The following is an 18,298-nucleotide window of genomic DNA, read 5'->3' as shown; positions in this document are numbered from 1 at the left end:
TATGCTCTTCCACCCCTACAGCTTGATCTCGACGTCCACGCCAGAGGCGAGGTCGAGCTTCATCAGGGCGTCCACGGTCTGCGGGGTCGGCTCGACGATATCGAGCAGACGGCGATGGGTGCGAATCTCAAACTGCTCGCGGCTCTTCTTGTCCACGTGGGGCGAACGGTTGACGGTAAACCGCTCGATATGCGTGGGCAGCGGAATGGGCCCACGAACACGCGCACCCGTACGCTTGGCCGTGTTCACGATTTCCCGCGTGCTGTTATCCAGCACGCGGTGATCGTACGCCTTCAGGCGGATGCGGATGTTCTGGTTGTCCATCGTCAGCTCAGTCCAAGGTTCGAGATGTCGCTGGTGTCAGGCAGTGATCGATGCCACGACACCGGCGCCGACTGTGCGGCCGCCTTCGCGGATCGCAAAGCGCAGACCCTCATCCATCGCGATCGGCGCGATCAGCTCGACATCCATCGAGATGTTGTCGCCGGGCATCACCATTTCGGTGCCCTCCGGCAACTGCACCACACCGGTCACATCGGTCGTGCGGAAGTAGAACTGCGGACGATAGTTGGTGAAGAACGGCGTATGGCGTCCGCCCTCCTCCTTGGTCAGCACATAGGCTTCCGCCTTGAACTTGGTATGCGGCGTAATCGAGCCGGGCTTGGCCAACACCTGGCCCCGCTCGACATCCTCGCGCTTGGTGCCGCGCAGCAGGGCGCCGATGTTGTCGCCAGCCTGGCCGCGATCGAGCAGCTTGCGGAACATCTCCACGCCGGTGACGATGGTCTTTACCGTGTTCTTGAGGCCGACGATCTCGATCTCGTCGCCGACATTGACGATGCCGCGCTCGACACGACCGGTCACCACCGTGCCGCGGCCGGAGATCGAGAACACGTCCTCGATCGGCATCAGGAACGGTCGGTCGATCGGACGCTCAGGCTGCGGGATGTAGGTGTCGACCGCGTTCATCAGCTCCATGACCGCCTGCTCGCCGAGGATCGGATCGCCATCCTCGAGAGTCTTCAGGGCAGAGCCCTTGATGATGGGAATGTCGTCGCCGGGGAACTGGTAGGACGACAGCAGCTCACGCACTTCCATCTCGACGAGTTCGAGCAGCTCGGGATCGTCGACCATGTCGACCTTGTTGAGGAACACCACCAGCGCCGGCACGCCAACCTGACGGGCCAGCAGGATGTGCTCGCGGGTCTGCGGCATCGGGCCGTCGGCGGCGGAGACCACCAGGATGGCGCCGTCCATCTGCGCCGCACCGGTGATCATGTTCTTCACGTAGTCTGCATGGCCCGGGCAATCGACGTGGGCGTAGTGGCGTGCCTTGGTCTCGTATTCGACATGGGCAGTCGAGATGGTGATGCCACGGGCGCGCTCCTCTGGCGCCTTGTCGATCTGATCATAGGCCGTGTAGGTGGCGCCACCGACCTTTGCCAGCGTCTTGGTGATCGCCGCCGTCAGCGACGTCTTGCCATGATCGACGTGGCCGATCGTGCCGATGTTGCAGTGCGGCTTGTTCCGCTCGAATTTCGCCTTACCCATCGTCGTCTCTCCGTTACCGCAGCCTGTTCGTCTTGAAAGGATGTTCTACCAGCGATAGTGGCTGAACGCCTTGTTGGCTTCAGCCATACGATGCGTGTCCTCGCGCTTCTTTACCGCGCTGCCGCGGTTGTTCACCGCATCCAGCAGCTCGTTGGAGAGCCGCTCCTGCATGGTGTGCTCGCCACGCTTGCGCGAACTGTCGATCAGCCAGCGGATCGCCAGGGCCTGCCGGCGTTCGGTGCGCACCTCGACCGGCACCTGGTAGGTGGCGCCACCAACGCGACGCGAACGCACCTCTACGGCGGGCTTCACATTCTCCAGCGCCTCATGGAACATCCGCACTGGATCGGCCGCGGCACCGCCCCGGCGACGCATAGACTCCATCGCCCCGTAGACGATCCCCTCGGCGGTCGACTTCTTGCCGTCATACATCAGCGCGTTCATGAAGCGCGTGACGACCACGTCACCGAACTTCGGATCGGGCAGGATTTCGCGCTTGACGGCGCGGCGGCGGCGGCTCATCGCAGGTGCATCCTCTTCTCTCCAGTCACTTACTTCGGCCGCTTGGCGCCGTAGAGCGACCGGCGCTTGCGACGCTTGGCGATGCCCTGCGTGTCGAGCACGCCGCGCAGGATGTGGTAGCGCACTCCAGGCAAATCCTTGACCCGGCCGCCGCGGATCAGCACTACGCTGTGCTCCTGCAGGTTATGACCTTCGCCGGGGATGTAGCTCACGACCTCGTAGCCGTTTGTCAGGCGCACCTTGGCGACCTTGCGCAACGCCGAGTTCGGCTTTTTCGGCGTCGTCGTATAGACGCGTGTGCAGACGCCGCGCTTTTGCGGGCAGCCCTGCAGGGCAGGCACCTTGTTGCGCTTGGCGGCGGGCTCGCGCCCATGTGCGATCAACTGGTTGATGGTCGGCATACGCCTGTGTCCCGATCCTTATCGTGCCGGCATGCCCCGTCTCGCAAAGTCAGCGCAGGCCGCCGATCACAACAAAAAAGCCGCGCTCGGAGGGCGAACCCGTCCGCGCGGCGATCCTGATCACGTTCGGCCTAGGCTCCCGTGGGTGACCCCGGGCGCGGCGCCGCACGCTTCGGTGCTGCTTTCGACGGCTGGTGCGCGATCCGAAAAATCGAGGTCAGCCGAGGGCGCGGAAACTACGAAGGGGGAGCCGGGGTGTCAAGCGGGTTGTCATACCCGTGTTGCAACGCAGGCCTTGCCAGAGGTCGGCCTTGTGGAAGCGCCGAGCGCGGTTGGAACACAGCACCGTTTGACCCCCGGCACTGCGCCGAGCGGAAGCTCGTGATCAGCCCGCGGACACGAAGGCGCAGCCTGTCTCGGGCGACCAGTGCACGCCGTATCTCCGCCGCCTTGGCATGCGGCGGCAGCTCCGTGAACAGTGCAAGGCGCGACTGCGCGACTACATCGGGCAGCGATGAGAGTGCCGCAAAGCTGAGCGGCAAGGTCAGTCCCTGGCCCTGCGTCCTGGCGAACGAACCCGACAGGCCGAACGGCGGGCCGCCTGTGATCGCCGGTCCCACGGCGAAGCCGCCATTGCTGGTAAAGCTGCCGGTCAGCGCCACGGTGATCTCGCCGGCGATGATCGGCACCTCCGGATCGGCATTGTTGGCGGCACACTGCGCGCCGCGCACGGCGCGTGCGAACTGCGCCGGTGTCGCCGCTCGCGCACTCAGCGCACCCGCTTCAAGCAACTGCGTCTGCAAGGTGCGCAGCGCGTCGGCGATGGTGACCGGCCGCGACGGCGCGGCGCAGCCGGCGAGCAGCCCAAGTGCCGCGAGCGCCCCTGCTCGCTTCATCCGAAGGAGAGCCGCTCGGCCGGTGCCCGCAGCATCGCCGGATCACGGTAGCGGGCGGCGAAATGCGTGGACGGCAAGCGCGCGCGGGGCGCCCCGAACAGCCGCTCGCGCAGGGTCTCGCCGTCCGTGTAGCTGGTGCGAAAGCGGCCACGCCTGCGCAACTCCGGCACGACCAGCTCGATGAAGTCGCGCACCGTCTCAAAGCTGAGATATTGCCGCAGGTTGATGCCGTCGATGCCGTCCTCGTCGAGCCAGATCTCGATCTGGTCAGCCACCACGTCCGGCGTGCCAGCAACGAAGAAGCGGTCCTCGTGCAGGCTGCCCGCCCAGTCGAGCGCCTCGCCCACGCTCTGCTCGGAGGTGAACCGACGCAGCAAGGTCGCGGCGTCCGGCTCGCCGCGGGCGATCAGCGCGGCGATGGTCAGGTCGCGCGGATACAGCGTGAGATCGAGCGCGGTCAGCGCATGCGCCAACGCCCCCTCGGCGCTGACCAGACGGCGGTAGCCGGCAAGCTTGTCCGCCACCTCGACATCCGTGCGCCCGGTGATGATCCCGGCCATGACCACAAACTTGATCGCATCGGGTTCGCGCTTGTGTGCCACCAGCCGGGCGCGTGTGCGGACGATATTGGCACGCACCGAAGCCTGGGTGCGGCCGCCGATGAACAGCACCTCGGCGTGGCGGGCGGCGAATTCGAGCCCTGCGGGCGAGCCGGAGGCCTGGAACAGCACCGGCGTGCGCTGCGGTGACGGCGCGCAGAGATGCGGCCCGGCGACCTGAAAATGCGCGCCCACATGGTCGATGGCGCGCACCCGCGCGGGGTCGGTGTAAATCCGTCCCTGCCGATCGGCGACCACGGCGTCGTCGTCCCACGAGCCTTCCCAGAGCTTGTACAGCACATCGGCATACTCGTCGGCGATCTCATAGCGCGCATCGTGCGGCAGCTCGTCGTCCTGCCCGAAATTGCGCGCGGCGTTCGGCAAATAGGAGGTGACGATGTTCCAGCCGACCCTTCCGGCGGTGAGATGGTCGAGCGTCGACATCCTGCGCGCAAAGGCGAATGGCGGCTCGTAGCTGGTCGAGAACGTCACCCCAAAGCCGAGATGGCGGGTGACCGCTGCCATCGCCGGGATCAGCAGCAGCGGATCGTTCGAGGGGATCTGCACCGCCTCGCGGATCGCGGTGTCGGCGCTGCCGCGATACCGGTCATACACGCCGATCACGTCGGCCAGGAAGATGCCGTCGAGAGTGCCGTACTCGAGCAGCTGCGCAAGCTCGGTCCAGAACGACAGCTCGTTGAAGCGATGGCGCTGGTTATCGGGATGCACCCACATCCCGTGCACGATGTGGCCGACGCAGTTCATCTCGAACAGGTTGACGTGGAGCTGCTTGCGAATGTCCGCCTCCTGATGACTTGCGATCGTCGCCCAACCCCGCACACCAGACAAGGCACGCGCAATTCGTTACGGAACCAGATTGGGACAAACTAAAATCGCCCTGCTGGAGCATCGGACGAAGGACCCTGTGAATGAAGCGTCTCTTACTGGTCGCACTCGCGGCCGTGAGCCTCTCGGGCTGCGCGATTTCGCAGGCCACCTTGCAGAGCGACCTGGCGCAGGCCAAGGCCGATCTCCAGGCCGCCATACAGGCCTACGGCATTGCCAAGGGCATCGCCAATGTCGCCGTTGCCGCCGATCCGGCGCTGGCGATCCCGGTCGTGGCGATCGAAGCCATCATCGACCCGCTGATCCCTGTCGCCGAGGCGATGCTGGCCGACGCCAGCGCAAACGTCACCGACGTCAATGCCCTGGTGCAGAAGCTCGACGCGCAGATCCTCGCAGTCGAGACCACGACCGCGGGCAAGATCAAGGTGATCTCGAACGGGACCTAATGCGCGGCCGCTTCGTCCATTGCCGTCAGGATTGCGGCGAAGCGGTCTTCCAACTCGGCCCGCCACTCAGCACCGGAATGGGTAAACACATAGAGCTGATCCTCACGGATGGCGGCCAGTGCGCGGGCGGCCACGTCATCGGGATCAAGGCCTGACCGCCCACGTTCGGCCAACACGGCGGCAAGCTTGCCGGCGGGGCTTTCGGGGTCGGGCACTGTCGACGGGCCGTAGCGCTCTGGCCGATTGCGTCCGCTCTCGGGGATGCGGGTCCGCACGAAACCCGGACACAGCACGGTGACGCCGATGCCGTGGGGCGCGAGTTGCGTCGCCAGGCCTTCGGACATGGTGACGACCGCGAACTTGCTGGCGGCGTAGGGGCTGAACCCGAGCCCGCTGTTCAGTCCCGCCATCGAGGCGGTGTTGACGATGTGGCCGCCCTGATTATGCGCGCGCAGGTGCGGCAGGAAGGTCCGGATTCCGTGCAGAACCCCCATCACGTTGACATCGATGACCCAACGCCACGTCTCGATCGAGATGTCGTCGATGCCTCCGCCACCCGCGACACCCGCGTTGTTGCAGACCAGATGGACGGTCCCGAACGCCTCGTAAGACGCCTCCGCCGCACGATCGACGCTTGCGTGGTCGGCAACATCACACACGACCCCGCGCACATCCCGTCCCGGCGCGCGCAGGCTCTCCACCGCGACTGCCAGCGCGTCCGTCTCAATGTCGGCGAGCATGACCTTCATGCCTGCCTGTGCGAACGCCCGGCCGAGGGCGAGCCCGATCCCGCTCGCCCCGCCCGTTACAAACGCCGTTTTGCCGGCAAGCTCACGCATGGTTCTCCCTTTAGAGCAGATCCTCCACCAGGATCGGCGTCTTGCGGACCCTGACCCCGGTCGCGTGGAACACCGCATTGGCGATCGCCGCCGGCATGCCCACGATGCCGATCTCGCCCACCGCCTTGGCGCCGATCGCGTTCACGTGCGGATCATGCTCGTCGATGGTCTCGACCACCACCTCGCCGATATCGGCGTTGACCGCGACATGGTAGCCGGCGAGGTCGGTATTGGCGAAACGCGCGCGCGGCCGATCGACCCGCGTCTCCTCGAGCAACGCGAAGCCGGCCCCCCAGACCATCCCGCCGGCGAGGTTGCTGCGCGCGGTGCGCGGATTGATGATCTTGCCGCAGGCGAACACGCCGACCATGCGCGAGACCTTGATGGTGCGCAGCAGCGGATCGATGCGCACCTCGGCGAACTGCGCGCCGAACGAGAACGAGGCGTGCGTCGGCGTAATCGGGCCGGACATGGCGACACCGCCGGCGAGGCCATAGCGCAGCATGGCGTCGTCCATGCCGGTTGGCTTCCATTCGGCGGTCTCCTCGATCACCCCGGCGGCGTGGTTGGCGAGCACATCGGTGATCGTCCGCGCGCTGCCGTCCGGCGCCATAACCCGGCCGTCCACGAGGGTGAACCCGGTCGCGTCACCGTCCCCAGCCGCTGCCAGCAACCGGTCACGCACCGCGATTGCTGCCATATGCACCGCCGAGCCGACCGAGCCGGTGGTGATCGAGCCGCCGGCGAAGGGTCCGGAGGGCAGGCTGCTATCGCCCAGATGCACCCGCACCTGCTCATTAGCGACGCCGAGCACGTCGGCCGCGATCTGCCCCAGCACGGTATAGGCCCCGGTGCCCAGATCATGCGCCGCGGCTGAAATCTCGCAGATGCCATCCGCGGAGAGCCGGATACGGGCGGAAGCGGGGGACACCGCGACCGGATAGGTGGCCGTGGCACAACCCCAGCCGACCAGGGTGCCGTCCGGCTCGCGCATCGCGCCAGCGGCGGGCACGCGCCGGTCCCAGCCGAACAGCTCGGCACCCCGCCTGTAGCATTGCACCAGCGAGCGGCTGCTCCAGGGCAGGCCCTTGACCGGGTCCTGGGTCGGCTCGTTGCGGATGCGAAGCTCCATTGGGTCCATCTTCAGCGCAACGGCAAGTTCGTCCACCGCCGATTCAAAACCGAAGAAGCCCGGAGCCTCCGCCGGCGCACGCTGGAAGCCCGGCGTGTTGACGTCGGTGGCGATCATCGATTCGCGCATGCGTATGTTGGGCGAGGCATACATGCGCGCGGTGATTTCGGTGGCCGGAAAGGCGATCGCGTCGATCACGGCACTCTGCGAGACCTGGTCGTGCATGACCGCGGTGAGCGTGCCGTCCGCGTCGGCGGCGAGACGCACGCGGCTGCGCGTCGCGGCCCGGAACGAGCCCACGGTAAACATCGCCTCGCGCGAGACCAGCAGCTTCACGGCGCGGCCAAGCCGGCGCGCGGCCATCGCAATCAGCACGGTATGCGGCAGGATGGTGGCCTTGCCGCCGAAGCCGCCGCCGATATACGGGCTCTCGACATGCACGTCGGCCATCGGCATCTCGAAGATCTTGGCCAGCCCCGCCTGGGTACCGACGACCCACTGGCTGGGCACGTTGACCAGCAGCTTGCCGTCGCGCCAGACGGCGGAGGTCGAGTACAGCTCGATCGGGTTGTGATGCTGCGCCGGTGTCAGATAGGTGGCATCGACCGTCACCGCGGCGGCGGCGAAGGCGGCTTCGGCGTCGCCGATATCGATCGCCTTGGGATCCATCGGCTGCTCGCTGAGACCCGGATCGTCGATCGCGGCGGAGGCGGGCTCCGAGGCGTAGTCGATCGACAGCGCCCGCGCGCCCTCCTCGGCGGCTTCCTGGGTATCGGCGATGACCAGGCCGGTGATCTGGCCGGCGTAGTGCACCTCGTCGGACGTGAGCGGCAGGAAGGACGACTGCATGTGGCCGCCCTTCATGATGAAGGTCTCCTCACCCAGGCTCTCGTTCAGGCTGCGATGCGTGAGCACCAGCTGCACGCCCGTTACCGCCTCCGCGGCGTCGGTGTCGATGCGGGTGATGCGGCCGCGCGCGACCGGACTGGTCACCAGGGCCGCGTAGGCCGTGCCGGCATGCGGGAAGTCCGCCGCATAGAGCGCCGCTCCCGAGGTCTTTGCGGCGGCGTCGCGCCGGACCACCGGACTGCCGATTCCATCCAACATGGGCTTAGTTCCCTCTCGCTGCGGCGACCATGGCGGCGCGCGCCACGACACGCCGCCCCAACTCGACCTTGAATGCATTCTGACGGCGCGGCTGCGCGTGCGCGAAGGCGGCCTCGCCGGCCTGCAGCGCCACCGCCTCGCTCAGCGTGCGTCCGACCAGCGCCGCCTCCGCCTCGGGGGCGCGCCAGGGTTTTGTCGCCACCCCGCCAAGTGCGATGCGGGCAGCGCGCACAATATCGCCGTCCATCTCAAGGGCGACCGCCGCCGAGACCACAGCATAGGCGTAGCTCTCCCGGTCGCGCACCTTGAGATAGGTGGAGCGTCGTCCGGCGGGCGTCGCCTGCACGGTAATCGCGGTGATGATCTCGCCGGGGGCGAGCACCGTCTCGACTGCCGGATCCTCGCCGTAGGGGCGGTGGAAGTCGGCGAACGGAATGCTGCGCGTGCCGGTGGCACCACGCACCTCGACGGCGGTATCGAAGGCCGCCAGCGCGATCCCCCAATCGCCCGGGTAGGTCGCGATGCAGCGCTCGGAGCCGCCGAACAGCGCCATCTCACGATCCTCGCCGTCCAGCGCCGAACAGCCGCTACCCGGCTCGCGCTTGTTGCAGGCCGACACGCCATTGCGGAAATACACACAGCGTGTGCGCTGCAGCAGGTTGCCTCCCAGCGTCGCGGCATTGCGCAACTGCTGCGAGGCGGCGAGCTGCAGGCTCTCGGCCAGTGCCGGATAGTCGCGCAGCACCACCGGGTCCTCGGCGGCGTCGGCCATGCGCGCCAGCGCCCCGAAACGCAGCGCGGAGCCGGTCGTCGTGATCTCGGAGAGCCCCGGCAGGTGGCCGATATCCACCAGGCTCGACGGTGCCGCGAGGTCGCCGCGCATCAGGTCGACCATCGTGGTGCCGCCGGCGAGCAGGGCCGCCCCCGGTCGTGCGGCCTCGCGCATGGCCTCATCGAAGGAGCCGGCACGGTGATAGGTGAAAGGCTGCATCTCAGTCGGCTCCCGCGCTGGCGACATCACGTATCGCCGCCACGATTCCCGGATAGGCGCCGCAGCGACACAGATTGCCGGACATGTATTCGCGGATCGTCGCGTCGTCGCCGGCATGGCCCTCCTCGATGCAGGCCACCGCCGACATGATCTGGCCTGGCGTGCAGTAGCCGCATTGCAGCGCGTCGTGCGCGACGAACGCCGCCTGCATCGGGTGCGGCGTGCCGTCGGCGCCGGCCAGGCCCTCGATCGTGGTGATAATGCGGCCCGAGGCGGCGGCCGCCAGCACCAGGCAGGCCAACTGACGCCGGCCGTCGACATGCACCGTGCAGGCGCCGCAGGTGCCGTGGTTGCAGCCGACCTTGGTGCCGGTCAGGCCGAGATGTTCGCGCAAGGCGTCGAGCAGCGTGGTGCGCGGATCGAGGTCCAGCGTGTGGGCGTGGCCGTTGACGCGCAGCGCCACGGAAACCGTTGGGGAAGCCATGCGATCGCTCCGGGCTGTGATCATCACGCGGACGTTAAGCGCCTCGTGCGAAAAAGAAAGACTCCCCCGGCGGACGGCCGCATCAACTCGCGGTGGGTGCAGCCGGGATTATGCCGTCTCCATGAAATCGACGCCGAGCCCGCGCAGCGCGTCCCAGTAGCCCGGGAAGGTCTTGGCCACGCAGCCCGGATCGAGGATGGTGATGCCGTCCACGACCAGCCCCGCAAGGGCAAAGCTCATCGCAATCCGGTGGTCGCGATACGTCTCGATGCGTGTCGGCAGGCATTGGCTGGCCAGCGAGGGACTCCCGTCGACGAGCAGGTCGTCCCCCAGCTCACACCCGAGACCGGTCCGGATGCGCGACAATTGAGTGGCCAGCGCGCGCACCCGGTCGCATTCCTTGACCCGCAAATTGGCAATCCCGGTGAAGCGCACCGGCGTGCGGTTGAACGCCGCCAGCACCGCCAGTGTCGGCACCGCGTCCTGCATCTGCGCGCCGTCGATGATAGGCGGCATGTCGGGAAAACGCGCGATCAGCGAAGCTGCCATCGCGTCAGGCTGGGTGAACGCCTCGACACCAAGATCGATGGCGCCGCCGGTGAGTGCGGACGCCGCCCAGAAATAGGTCGCGGCTGACGCGTCCGGCTCAACGAGCGCCTGCGTCCCGCGATAGCCGGTCGGCGGCACCAGCCAGCACGCCTCGTCGACGGCATGCGGCGCCGCCCCGAACCGGCGCATCGCCGCCAAGGTGAGGTCAATGTAGCCGCGCGCGCCGATCCCTCCCCCGGCGAGCGCCACCTCGATCGGCGCCTCACCGCAGGCGGCCAGCATCAGCAACGCCGACACATACTGGCTCGACAGCCCGCCATCCACCACCACCCGGCCACCCGCGAGGCGGCCATCGCCTTCTATCCGGACGGGCGGACAGCCAGTGGCCGCATGCGCGCGCACACCAAGCTGTCCAAGGGCCGCGAGCAGCGGCGCAATCGGACGCGTGCGCATGTGCGCGTCGCCGTCGAGCACGACACGACCAGGCACCAGCGCGCACGCGGCGGCAAGGAAGCGCATCGCGGTCCCGGCATTGCCCAGCTCAAGCGGAGCGTCCGGCACCGCAAGCCGGCCGTGTCCCCGCACCACGAAGCCTGTCGGGTCCGGCTCGTCGATGCCGACCCCCATCGCACGCAGCGCCGTCGCCATGCGCGCGGTATCATCGCTCTTCAGCGCGCCCGTCAGCCGGCTCTCGCCAGTTGCAAGGGCCGCCAGCAGCAGCATCCGGTTGGTGATCGATTTCGAGCCCGGCGGAGTGACGCGGCCGCGCAGCGGGCGACGCGGTGGAATAACCCTCAGCGCCACGGGAGGGTCACGCCGGCTGGCCAAAGGCATGGCGGCGCAGCCGGTCGCCCTGCGCGGCACCGCCCGGCAGCATCGGATCCAGCGTCAGCACATGGCTCCAGGCCTTCAACGCCGCCTTCCAGCTGCCGCGCGCGCCCTCGACCTGGGACAGCGCCGTCCAGGTCAGCACGTCGTTAGGATCGCGCGCCAGGGCGCCACCGAGATCGCCGATGGCACCGTCAAGATCGCCCGCCTCGGCCCGCACTGCCGCGCGCTCGCGCCAGAGCAGCGCGCTGTCAGGCTGCAGCAGCAGCGCGTCTCCCAAATCCGACACGGCGTCGCGGTGATCGCCGCCCGAGGACTCGCGCTGCGCCCGACGCAGCAAGAGCCGCACCGTCGGCTGCACCGCGTGCTGGCGCAGGCTCTCGAGTTCGCCCTCAAGCTGCGCCGCCTGGCTCGGGCCACGTGCCGCGGCAAGCTCGGCCACGAGCGCCGCGCGCCCCGGATCGGCTGCCGCCGCCAGCAGCATCACGAGGCTGGGCGCCAGCAAAAAGGCGCCGCCCCGAATGGAACGACGCCCCCTGCCGAAGCCCCCGGCCACGATATCAGCCCTGGCGGGCCTTCATGCGTGGGTTCTTCTTGTTGATCACATAGACCTTGCCATGGCGCCGAACGATCTTGCAGTCCTTGTCGCGCACCTTTGCCGACCTCAGGCTATTCCTGATCTTCATCACACCACCCTGCGTCAGCGAAAGACGCGCGACATAGCTGCGGCACCGCCCGCGGTCAAGACTTTACGGCCGCGCCGGGGGCTATCGCATCCGAGAATAGACCAGGGGCTTCGCCCCTGGACCCCACTGGGGCCGGAGGCCCCAGACCCCGATTCATGCAGAGTACACTGCCAGCAACCAGCCTTTTCACAAGAATTGGGGTTTGGGGCCTGCGGCCCCAACGGGTCCAGGGCAGCGCCCTGGCCTTCGTGTCCGGCGGCGGGCAGGTTAGGCCTTGCAATAACTGATCTCGTCGAACATTCCATACGCTTGGCAGCGAGCGCCTGCATCGGCCGCTCCGTCGTAAGGGCAGCACTCCATGTCCGCAGTACTCCATGTCCACTGAACAGGATCGCGCAAGAGATCCGGTGTCCGGTCCTTCCGGCGACGCCGCGACGCTCCAGGATGCCCCCTCCTTGCATGGCTCGGGGGGAGTGCCCCTCGTGGCACTTGGCGCGTCGGCCGGCGGCATTCAGGCGCTGAGCGACTTCTTTGACGCCATGCCGCCCGAGAGCGGTCTCGCGTTCCTGGTCGTGCTGCACCTCGATCCGACGCAGAACAGCCACCTCGCCTCCATCCTGGCCCAGCATACGGCCATGGAGGTGCGCGAAATTGCGGACGGTCTGAAGGTCGCGGCCAACCGGGTGCATGTGATTGCGCCGAACAGCGACCTGAGCGTGGACGGCGACACGCTTCGCCTGACCGAGCCGGATCTGCCACGTGGCCACCGGCACCCGGTCGACGTGCTGTTCCGGTCGATTGCCGAGCAGCGCCAGGCGCGTGCGTGCGCGATCATCCTCTCCGGCACCGGCACCAACGGCACGCAGGGGCTGAAGGAAGTAAAGGCCGCCGGCGGCCTGATCCTGGTGCAGGACCCTGCAAACCTCCGGTTTGACGGAATGCCGCGCAGCGCCATCGGCGCCGGCCTCGCGGATCACGTCCTGGCACCGGCCGACATGCCCGCGGCACTGCTCGCCTATTTCCGGCACAGCTATGTCGCGGCACCCGACAGCATGGCCGGCGCGCCGACGGAGGGACAGGCGGAGCTGGAGCCGGTGCTCGCCATTCTGCGCGCGCATTCCGGCCAGGAGTTCAGGAGCTACAAACCCGCGACCCTGATGCGCCGGATCCACCGTCGCATGAGCCTAAAGGGTCATAATTTGCTGCCGGACTATCTCGACCGGCTTCGCGCCGAGCCCGCGGAAATCCAGGCCCTGACGCGCGACCTGCTGATCAGCGTCACCAGCTTCCTTCGCGATACAGGCGCCTGGGCGGCGCTGGAGGAGGCGGTGATCGCGCCGCTCGTCGCCGACCGCGAGAGCGGCAGCCCCATCCGCGTCTGGGTTCCGGCCTGCGCCACGGGCGAGGAGGCCTATTCGGTCGCCATGCTGCTCATCGAGCAGGCAGAGGCCGCGAACAAGCAGTTCGACATCAGGATTTTCGCCTCCGACGTACTCGAGGCCAATCTCAATTCCGCCCGCTCAGGCGTCTATCCGGGCTCCAGCGTCGAGACCCTGGCCACCGGCCGCATCCGCCGCTTCTTCGAGAAGCTCGACGGCTCCTACCAGGTCCGCAGTTCGTTGCGCGAACTCGTGGTCTTTGCCAAACAGGATCTGCTGCGCGAGCCGCCCTTCTCGCGCATGGACCTGATCACCTGCCGCAACATGCTGATCTATATCCAGCCGGAGGCGCAGCACCGGGCCGTCGCGTTGTTCCATTTCGCGCTGCGCGAAGGCGGCCGGTTGTTCCTTGGCAGCGCCGAGACGATTGGACGGGCGGACGATCTGTTCGAAACCGTCTCGAAGAAATGGCGGATCTATCGCAGGGTCGGGCCGACCCGCCACGACATCGTCAGCTTCCCGCTGCTCGGCGGTCATCCCCCGCCGCGCGGCCGGCCGGACCCTCAAGGTGCCTCCGAGCCGTCCAATCGCGCCACCGAGGCCGCCCGACGCGCTTTGCTCGACCGTTATGCACCCGCCTCGGTGCTGATCGACGCGAAAGGACGTGTGCTGTATTTCCACGGAGATACCGCCGATTACCTCAAACAGCCAGACGGCGAGCCGACCCGCGATCTGTTGGCCATGGCCCGCGACGGATTGCTGGCGCGGCTGCGCGGCGCGCTGCATGCGGTGCTGGGTGCCGACGAGGAGGTGCGCTTCAGCGTCGAAATTCGCCGTGCGGGCGCCCCGCACCCGGTGCGGGTCACCGTCGCCCCGCTTGCAGCCACGCAGCAGGTCTCCGGGCTGGTGCTGGTGACCTTCGAGCCCGAGACGACCGTGACACGACCGGAGCCGGCGGCCGCGGACGGCCCGGACAGCCAGGGTGTCTCGGCGCTTGAGACGGAGTTGCGGTCAACACGCAACGAGCTGCAAGGCATGGTCGAGCAATTGGAGAGCGTCAACGAGGAGCTGAAGGCGGCCAACGAGGAAGCCACCTCGATGAACGAGGAATTGCAATCGACCAACGAGGAGCTGGAGACCTCGAAGGAGGAGCTGCAATCCTTCAACGAGGAGCTGCACTCAATCAACAACCAGTTGCAGCACAAGATCGGTGAATTGGAGCAAGTCAGCAATGATCTGGCCAATCTGCTCTCAGGAACCGAGATCGCAACCGTTTTCCTGGATCTGGATTTCCGGATCAAATGGTTTTCGCCGGCTACAAAGCGCCTGTTGGAGCTGCAATCTGGCGATATCGGCCGCCCAATCGGTCATTTCGCACCGAAATTCTTCGATGAAACTCTGCTGAGCGACGCCCAGAGCGTGCTGGACAGGCTGGCCATGCTTGAGGCCGAAATTCAGAGCGATGACGGACGCTGGTATCTCCGCCGGGTGCTGCCCTACCGGACACGCGACAACCGGATCGCCGGACTGGTCATTGCCTTCGTCGACATCCACGAGCGCAGGCTGGCGAGCGACGCGATCAACGAAGCGCGGCTCTACGCCGAGGCGATCGTAACGACGTCGCGCCAGCCTTTGATCGTGCTCGACTCCGAATTGCGCGTGCGCTCGGCCAACCGTGCCGTGGAGGCAATGTTCGCGCTGCCGCCAGAGCAGATCAGCGGCAAGCTGATCTACGAGATCGGCGACCGCAAACTGGATGCAGCAGTGCTGCGCCGGTTGCTCGAGGAGGTCCTCCCCCAGGACCAGCACATCGACGATGTTGAGATCGCCTTTGGCGCCCGCGGGGTCGGTCAGCGAACGATGATGCTCAATGCCCGCCGGTTGCAGCGAAACGGTCACCGCGAGCCGCTGATCCTGCTCGCCATGGAGGATATCACCGAACGTAAGCGGGCCGCGGCACACCAGGAGATGCTGGTCGGCGAGCTGAACCATCGCGTCAAGAACGTGCTGGCGACGGTGCAGGCAATCATGAGCCAGACCTTGCGCCGGAGCGGATCGCTGGACGATTTCGCCGCCGCGTTTGAAGGCCGGTTGCACGCCCTGGCACAGGCCCACAACCTGCTCGTCCAAAAGGAATGGGTGGGTGCCGAGATCGGCGACATCGTCACCAGCATCCTGGCACCGTATCAAACCCATGACACCTCCCGGATCGAGACCGAGGGCGCACGGCTCGGGGTGCGGCCTCAGGTCGGAGTCGCCCTGATGATGGTCCTGCACGAACTGGCGACCAACGCCGTCAAGTACGGCGCCCTCTCGGTGCCGGGCGGAAAGTTGACCGTCAGGTGGCACCGCCACGGGGAGGGTCCGGCCGAGCGGCTACATGTGAAATGGAGCGAGTCCGGCGGCCCGAAGGTGAGGCCGCCGTCGCGACAGGGCTTCGGCACGAGGCTGATCGAGCGGAGCACCGCGCACGAGCTCGGCGGGGCCGCGCATCTGGACTATCTGGAGGAAGGGCTGCGCTGCGAGTTGATTTTCCCGTCACCAGGCAAAACCGAGCCCTCGCGCGGCGTTGCATAATGCATGACCCCACGCATCGCCGCCCTGGCCAACCTTCGAATCCTCGTCGTCGAGGACGAGGTGATCATCGTCATGATGCTGGAAGATATCCTGGAAGAGTACGGCTGCATCGTCGAGGTCGCGCCCAGCATCGAGCGGGCGGTAGAGTCGCTGCGCGCGCGCCCGCCGGACGGTGTGCTGCTGGACATGAACATCCACGGCACGATTCCACTCGCCGTGGCCGAGGAACTTGTGCAACGGTCCGTGCCGTTTCTGATGGTCACCGGCTACGCCGCTGGTGACGGCGATCCGGACATCATCAAGACCGCGCCAAGACTGCAGAAGCCGTTTCACGAGGATGAGCTGGGGCGGCGGATGGTCGAGGTGTTCGGCGACCACTCGAAGCACGCCGCCGGCACGGTGTAGCGCCATCGAGATCGTTCGAATCATTCCGCGAGCACCACCAGCCCGGCTGACGATCAAGGTGGTGACAGCCTTTGCGTCGACGAGACTTTGCGGGTTTCATAACCACATCGTCACACGCCGGGGGCACTCATTGCATGAACAAGGCGCTCGTTCTCATTGCACTCCTGCTGTGCGCCGCGGCACCGGCTCCGGCGCCTCCCCCGGCCCCGGCTCAGCCGCCCGCCTTGCCAAGCGAGATCCCCGCCCAGTTCACCACCCAGGATACAGGCTTCGACTATTCCGAGCGCAGCGTGATGATCCCGATGCGCGACGGCGTGCGGCTGCGCACCATCATCCTGATCCCCAAGGGCGCACATGACGCGCCGATACTGCTGACCCGCACGCCCTATGGCGCCGAGGCGCGGCTGCGGATGCATCCGAGTGCGACGCTGGCGGGGCTGCTCGGCGACAGCGACGAGGTCGACGACCTGGTGGTCCATCACGGCTTCATCCGGGTCCTGCAGGACATACGCGGCAAGCACGGCTCCGAGGGCGCCTATGTCATGACCCGCCCGCTGGTCGGGCCGCTCAATCCGACCAAGGTCGACGAATCCACCGATGCCTGGGACACCATCGACTGGCTGGTCCACAACGTCTCGCAGAGCAATGGCCGCGTCGGCATCCTTGGCATCTCCTACGACGGCTTTACCGCGCTGATGGCACTGTTCCACCCGCACCCGGCGCTCAAGGCGGTGGTGCCGATCAATGCCATGGTCGATGGCTGGATGGGCGACGACTGGTTCCATCGCGGCGCCTTCCGCACCGGCTCGCTGCCCTACATCTACGACCAGGAGGCAACCCGGGGCAGCACCCTGCACTGGTGGTCAAGCGCCTATGACGATTACACAGAGCTGATGCAGGCGGGAGACGCCGGCACTCTCGGCCGCGAGCACGGCGAGGACCAGCTCGGCTTCTTCACCAAGCTGGTGGCCCACCCGGCGTATGACTCGTTCTGGCAGGACCAGGCGATCGACAAGCTGCTCGCCGCCCAAGCTCAGGCAGGCCATCCGATCAGCGTGCCGACCTTGCTGGTGCACAGCCTGTGGGACCAGGAGGACATCTACGGCAACATCGCCGTCTACAAGGCACTGAAGCCCTACGACAAAGCCGGCATGCTGCATCTGGTAATCGGCCCCTGGTTCCATCATCAGGAACGCCTCGACGGCAGCGCCATCGGGCCGATCAGGTTCGGCTCCGACACCGCCGCCGCCTTCCGCGACAAGATCCTGGAGCCGTTTCTCGAGCGCACCCTGGCCGGCGACACCCACGCGATCCCGGTCGCCCCGGTGAGCGACTTCGTCACCGGGATGAACCGCTGGGAGCGGCGCGCCACCTGGCCGGGACCGACGCAGAGTGCGACCCTGCATCTCGGCCCGCTTGCAGCACTGGGCTTCTCGGCACCCCCGGCCGCCGCACCCGGCTATCGCACCTACGTCTCCGATCCGGCGAACCCGGTGCCATTTCTGCCGCGTCCGATCCATCTGTCGGGCGCTGCCGGCGAGCGGCTCTGGCAGACCTGGCTGGCCTCGGACCAGCGCGCCGTCTCCGGCCGCCCAGATGTGCTCACCTATGTCACGGCCCCGCTCACCGCACCCTTGCGGATCAGCGGCCAGCCGGTGGCGCATATCGACCTCTCGACCACCGGCACCGACGGCGACCTCGTGGTCAAGCTGATCGACCAATATCCCGCCATGGACGGCCGCGACCCGAACCTCGGCGGCTACGAGCTGATGGTCAGCGGCGACATCCTGCGCGGCCGCTACCGAGAGAGCTTCTCCGACCCGAAGCCGCTCATACCAGGCAAGGTGCTCCCCTGGCGGCTGGTACTGCCGCCGGTCAACCACGTCTTTCTGCCCGGACACCGGATCATGGTGCAGATCCAGTCGAGCTGGTTTCCGCTCTACGACCGTAACCCGCAGAACTACGTCGCCAACATCTTCTTCGCGCAGCCCTCGGATTATCGCAGCGCCGAAATCCACATCCAGGACAGCAGCACGATCACACTGCCGATCTCGAAATAG

General features: G+C 67.0%; 17 protein-coding genes. 4 read left to right on the top strand and 13 right to left on the bottom strand.

Annotation, left to right across the window (positions count from 1 at the left end):
- Positions 1–15 precede the first annotated feature (15 nt).
- The 6 genes from rpsJ to ACQY4K_RS17110 all read right to left on the bottom strand — a co-directional run bounded on the left by rpsJ (position 16) and on the right by ACQY4K_RS17110 (position 4,734).
- Positions 16–324, bottom strand: coding sequence for a 30S ribosomal protein S10 (gene rpsJ, locus ACQY4K_RS17135; protein WP_174347925.1), 309 nt, complete (start codon positions 322–324; stop codon positions 16–18).
- Between the two features lie 36 nt (positions 325–360).
- Positions 361–1,551 (bottom strand): elongation factor Tu, encoded by a 1,191-nt coding sequence (tuf, locus tag ACQY4K_RS17130; RefSeq protein ID WP_428391407.1) that lies wholly within the window; start codon positions 1,549–1,551, stop codon positions 361–363.
- A 45-nt stretch (positions 1,552–1,596) separates the two neighbouring features.
- Positions 1,597–2,073 (bottom strand): 30S ribosomal protein S7, encoded by a 477-nt coding sequence (gene rpsG / locus ACQY4K_RS17125; RefSeq protein WP_428391406.1) that lies wholly within the window; start codon positions 2,071–2,073, stop codon positions 1,597–1,599.
- 29 nt (positions 2,074–2,102) lie between these two features.
- The gene (gene rpsL, locus ACQY4K_RS17120) at positions 2,103–2,474 is read right to left on the bottom strand and encodes a 30S ribosomal protein S12 (RefSeq protein WP_428391405.1); all 372 of its coding nucleotides are present in this window, start codon (positions 2,472–2,474) and stop codon (positions 2,103–2,105) included.
- 236 nt (positions 2,475–2,710) lie between these two features.
- On the bottom strand, positions 2,711–3,370 hold the full coding sequence (locus ACQY4K_RS17115; RefSeq protein ID WP_428391404.1) for a hypothetical protein: 660 nt from the start codon (positions 3,368–3,370) through the stop codon (positions 2,711–2,713).
- Positions 3,367–4,734 (bottom strand): LLM class flavin-dependent oxidoreductase, encoded by a 1,368-nt coding sequence (locus tag ACQY4K_RS17110; protein WP_428396190.1) that lies wholly within the window; start codon positions 4,732–4,734, stop codon positions 3,367–3,369. The genes ACQY4K_RS17115 and ACQY4K_RS17110 overlap by 4 nt, the downstream gene beginning before the upstream one ends.
- A 164-nt stretch (positions 4,735–4,898) precedes the next feature.
- On the opposite strand from ACQY4K_RS17110, the gene ACQY4K_RS17105 reads away from it, so the two are divergent.
- Positions 4,899–5,261: a hypothetical protein gene (locus tag ACQY4K_RS17105; RefSeq protein ID WP_428391403.1), complete on the top strand. Its 363-nt coding sequence runs from the start codon at positions 4,899–4,901 to the stop codon at positions 5,259–5,261.
- Here ACQY4K_RS17105 and ACQY4K_RS17100 read toward each other — a convergent pair.
- From ACQY4K_RS17100 to ykgO, 7 genes are all read right to left on the bottom strand, one after another.
- Positions 5,258–6,100, bottom strand: coding sequence for an SDR family NAD(P)-dependent oxidoreductase (locus ACQY4K_RS17100; protein ID WP_428391402.1), 843 nt, complete (start codon positions 6,098–6,100; stop codon positions 5,258–5,260). The two genes, ACQY4K_RS17105 and ACQY4K_RS17100, sit on opposite strands and share 4 nt — an antisense overlap.
- Before the next feature lie 10 nt (positions 6,101–6,110).
- Entirely contained in the window at positions 6,111–8,339 is a 2,229-nt protein-coding gene (locus ACQY4K_RS17095) for a xanthine dehydrogenase family protein molybdopterin-binding subunit (protein WP_428391401.1), read from the bottom strand.
- A 4-nt stretch (positions 8,340–8,343) separates the two neighbouring features.
- Entirely contained in the window at positions 8,344–9,330 is a 987-nt protein-coding gene (locus tag ACQY4K_RS17090; protein WP_428391400.1) for an FAD binding domain-containing protein, read from the bottom strand.
- 1 nt (position 9,331) lies between these two features.
- Positions 9,332–9,814: a (2Fe-2S)-binding protein gene (locus tag ACQY4K_RS17085; RefSeq protein ID WP_428391399.1), complete on the bottom strand. Its 483-nt coding sequence runs from the start codon at positions 9,812–9,814 to the stop codon at positions 9,332–9,334.
- A gap of 108 nt (positions 9,815–9,922) precedes the next feature.
- A complete protein-coding gene (locus ACQY4K_RS17080; protein ID WP_428391398.1) occupies positions 9,923–11,167 on the bottom strand; it encodes a 3-phosphoshikimate 1-carboxyvinyltransferase in 1,245 nt (414 codons plus the stop codon).
- A 7-nt stretch (positions 11,168–11,174) separates the two neighbouring features.
- Complete coding sequence (locus ACQY4K_RS17075; protein ID WP_428391397.1) at positions 11,175–11,747, bottom strand: hypothetical protein; 573 nt, start codon at positions 11,745–11,747, stop codon at positions 11,175–11,177.
- A 4-nt stretch (positions 11,748–11,751) separates the two neighbouring features.
- Positions 11,752–11,877: a type B 50S ribosomal protein L36 gene (gene ykgO, locus ACQY4K_RS17070; RefSeq protein WP_428391396.1), complete on the bottom strand. Its 126-nt coding sequence runs from the start codon at positions 11,875–11,877 to the stop codon at positions 11,752–11,754.
- 407 nt (positions 11,878–12,284) lie between these two features.
- Here ykgO and ACQY4K_RS17065 point away from each other — a divergent pair, with 407 nt between their 5' ends.
- From ACQY4K_RS17065 to ACQY4K_RS17055, 3 genes are all read left to right on the top strand, one after another.
- The gene (locus ACQY4K_RS17065; RefSeq protein ID WP_428391395.1) at positions 12,285–15,833 is read left to right on the top strand and encodes a chemotaxis protein CheB; all 3,549 of its coding nucleotides are present in this window, start codon (positions 12,285–12,287) and stop codon (positions 15,831–15,833) included.
- 3 nt (positions 15,834–15,836) lie between these two features.
- A complete protein-coding gene (locus tag ACQY4K_RS17060) occupies positions 15,837–16,238 on the top strand; it encodes a response regulator (RefSeq protein WP_428391394.1) in 402 nt (133 codons plus the stop codon).
- A 134-nt stretch (positions 16,239–16,372) separates the two neighbouring features.
- A complete protein-coding gene (locus tag ACQY4K_RS17055; protein ID WP_428391393.1) occupies positions 16,373–18,298 on the top strand; it encodes a CocE/NonD family hydrolase in 1,926 nt (641 codons plus the stop codon).

This window comes from Lichenicoccus sp., from assembly GCF_965276875.1.
Taxonomy (GTDB): domain Bacteria; phylum Pseudomonadota; class Alphaproteobacteria; order Acetobacterales; family Acetobacteraceae; genus Lichenicoccus.
The sequence above is the reverse complement of the archived record's forward strand: the minus strand, read 5'-3'. Positions and strand labels throughout refer to the sequence as shown.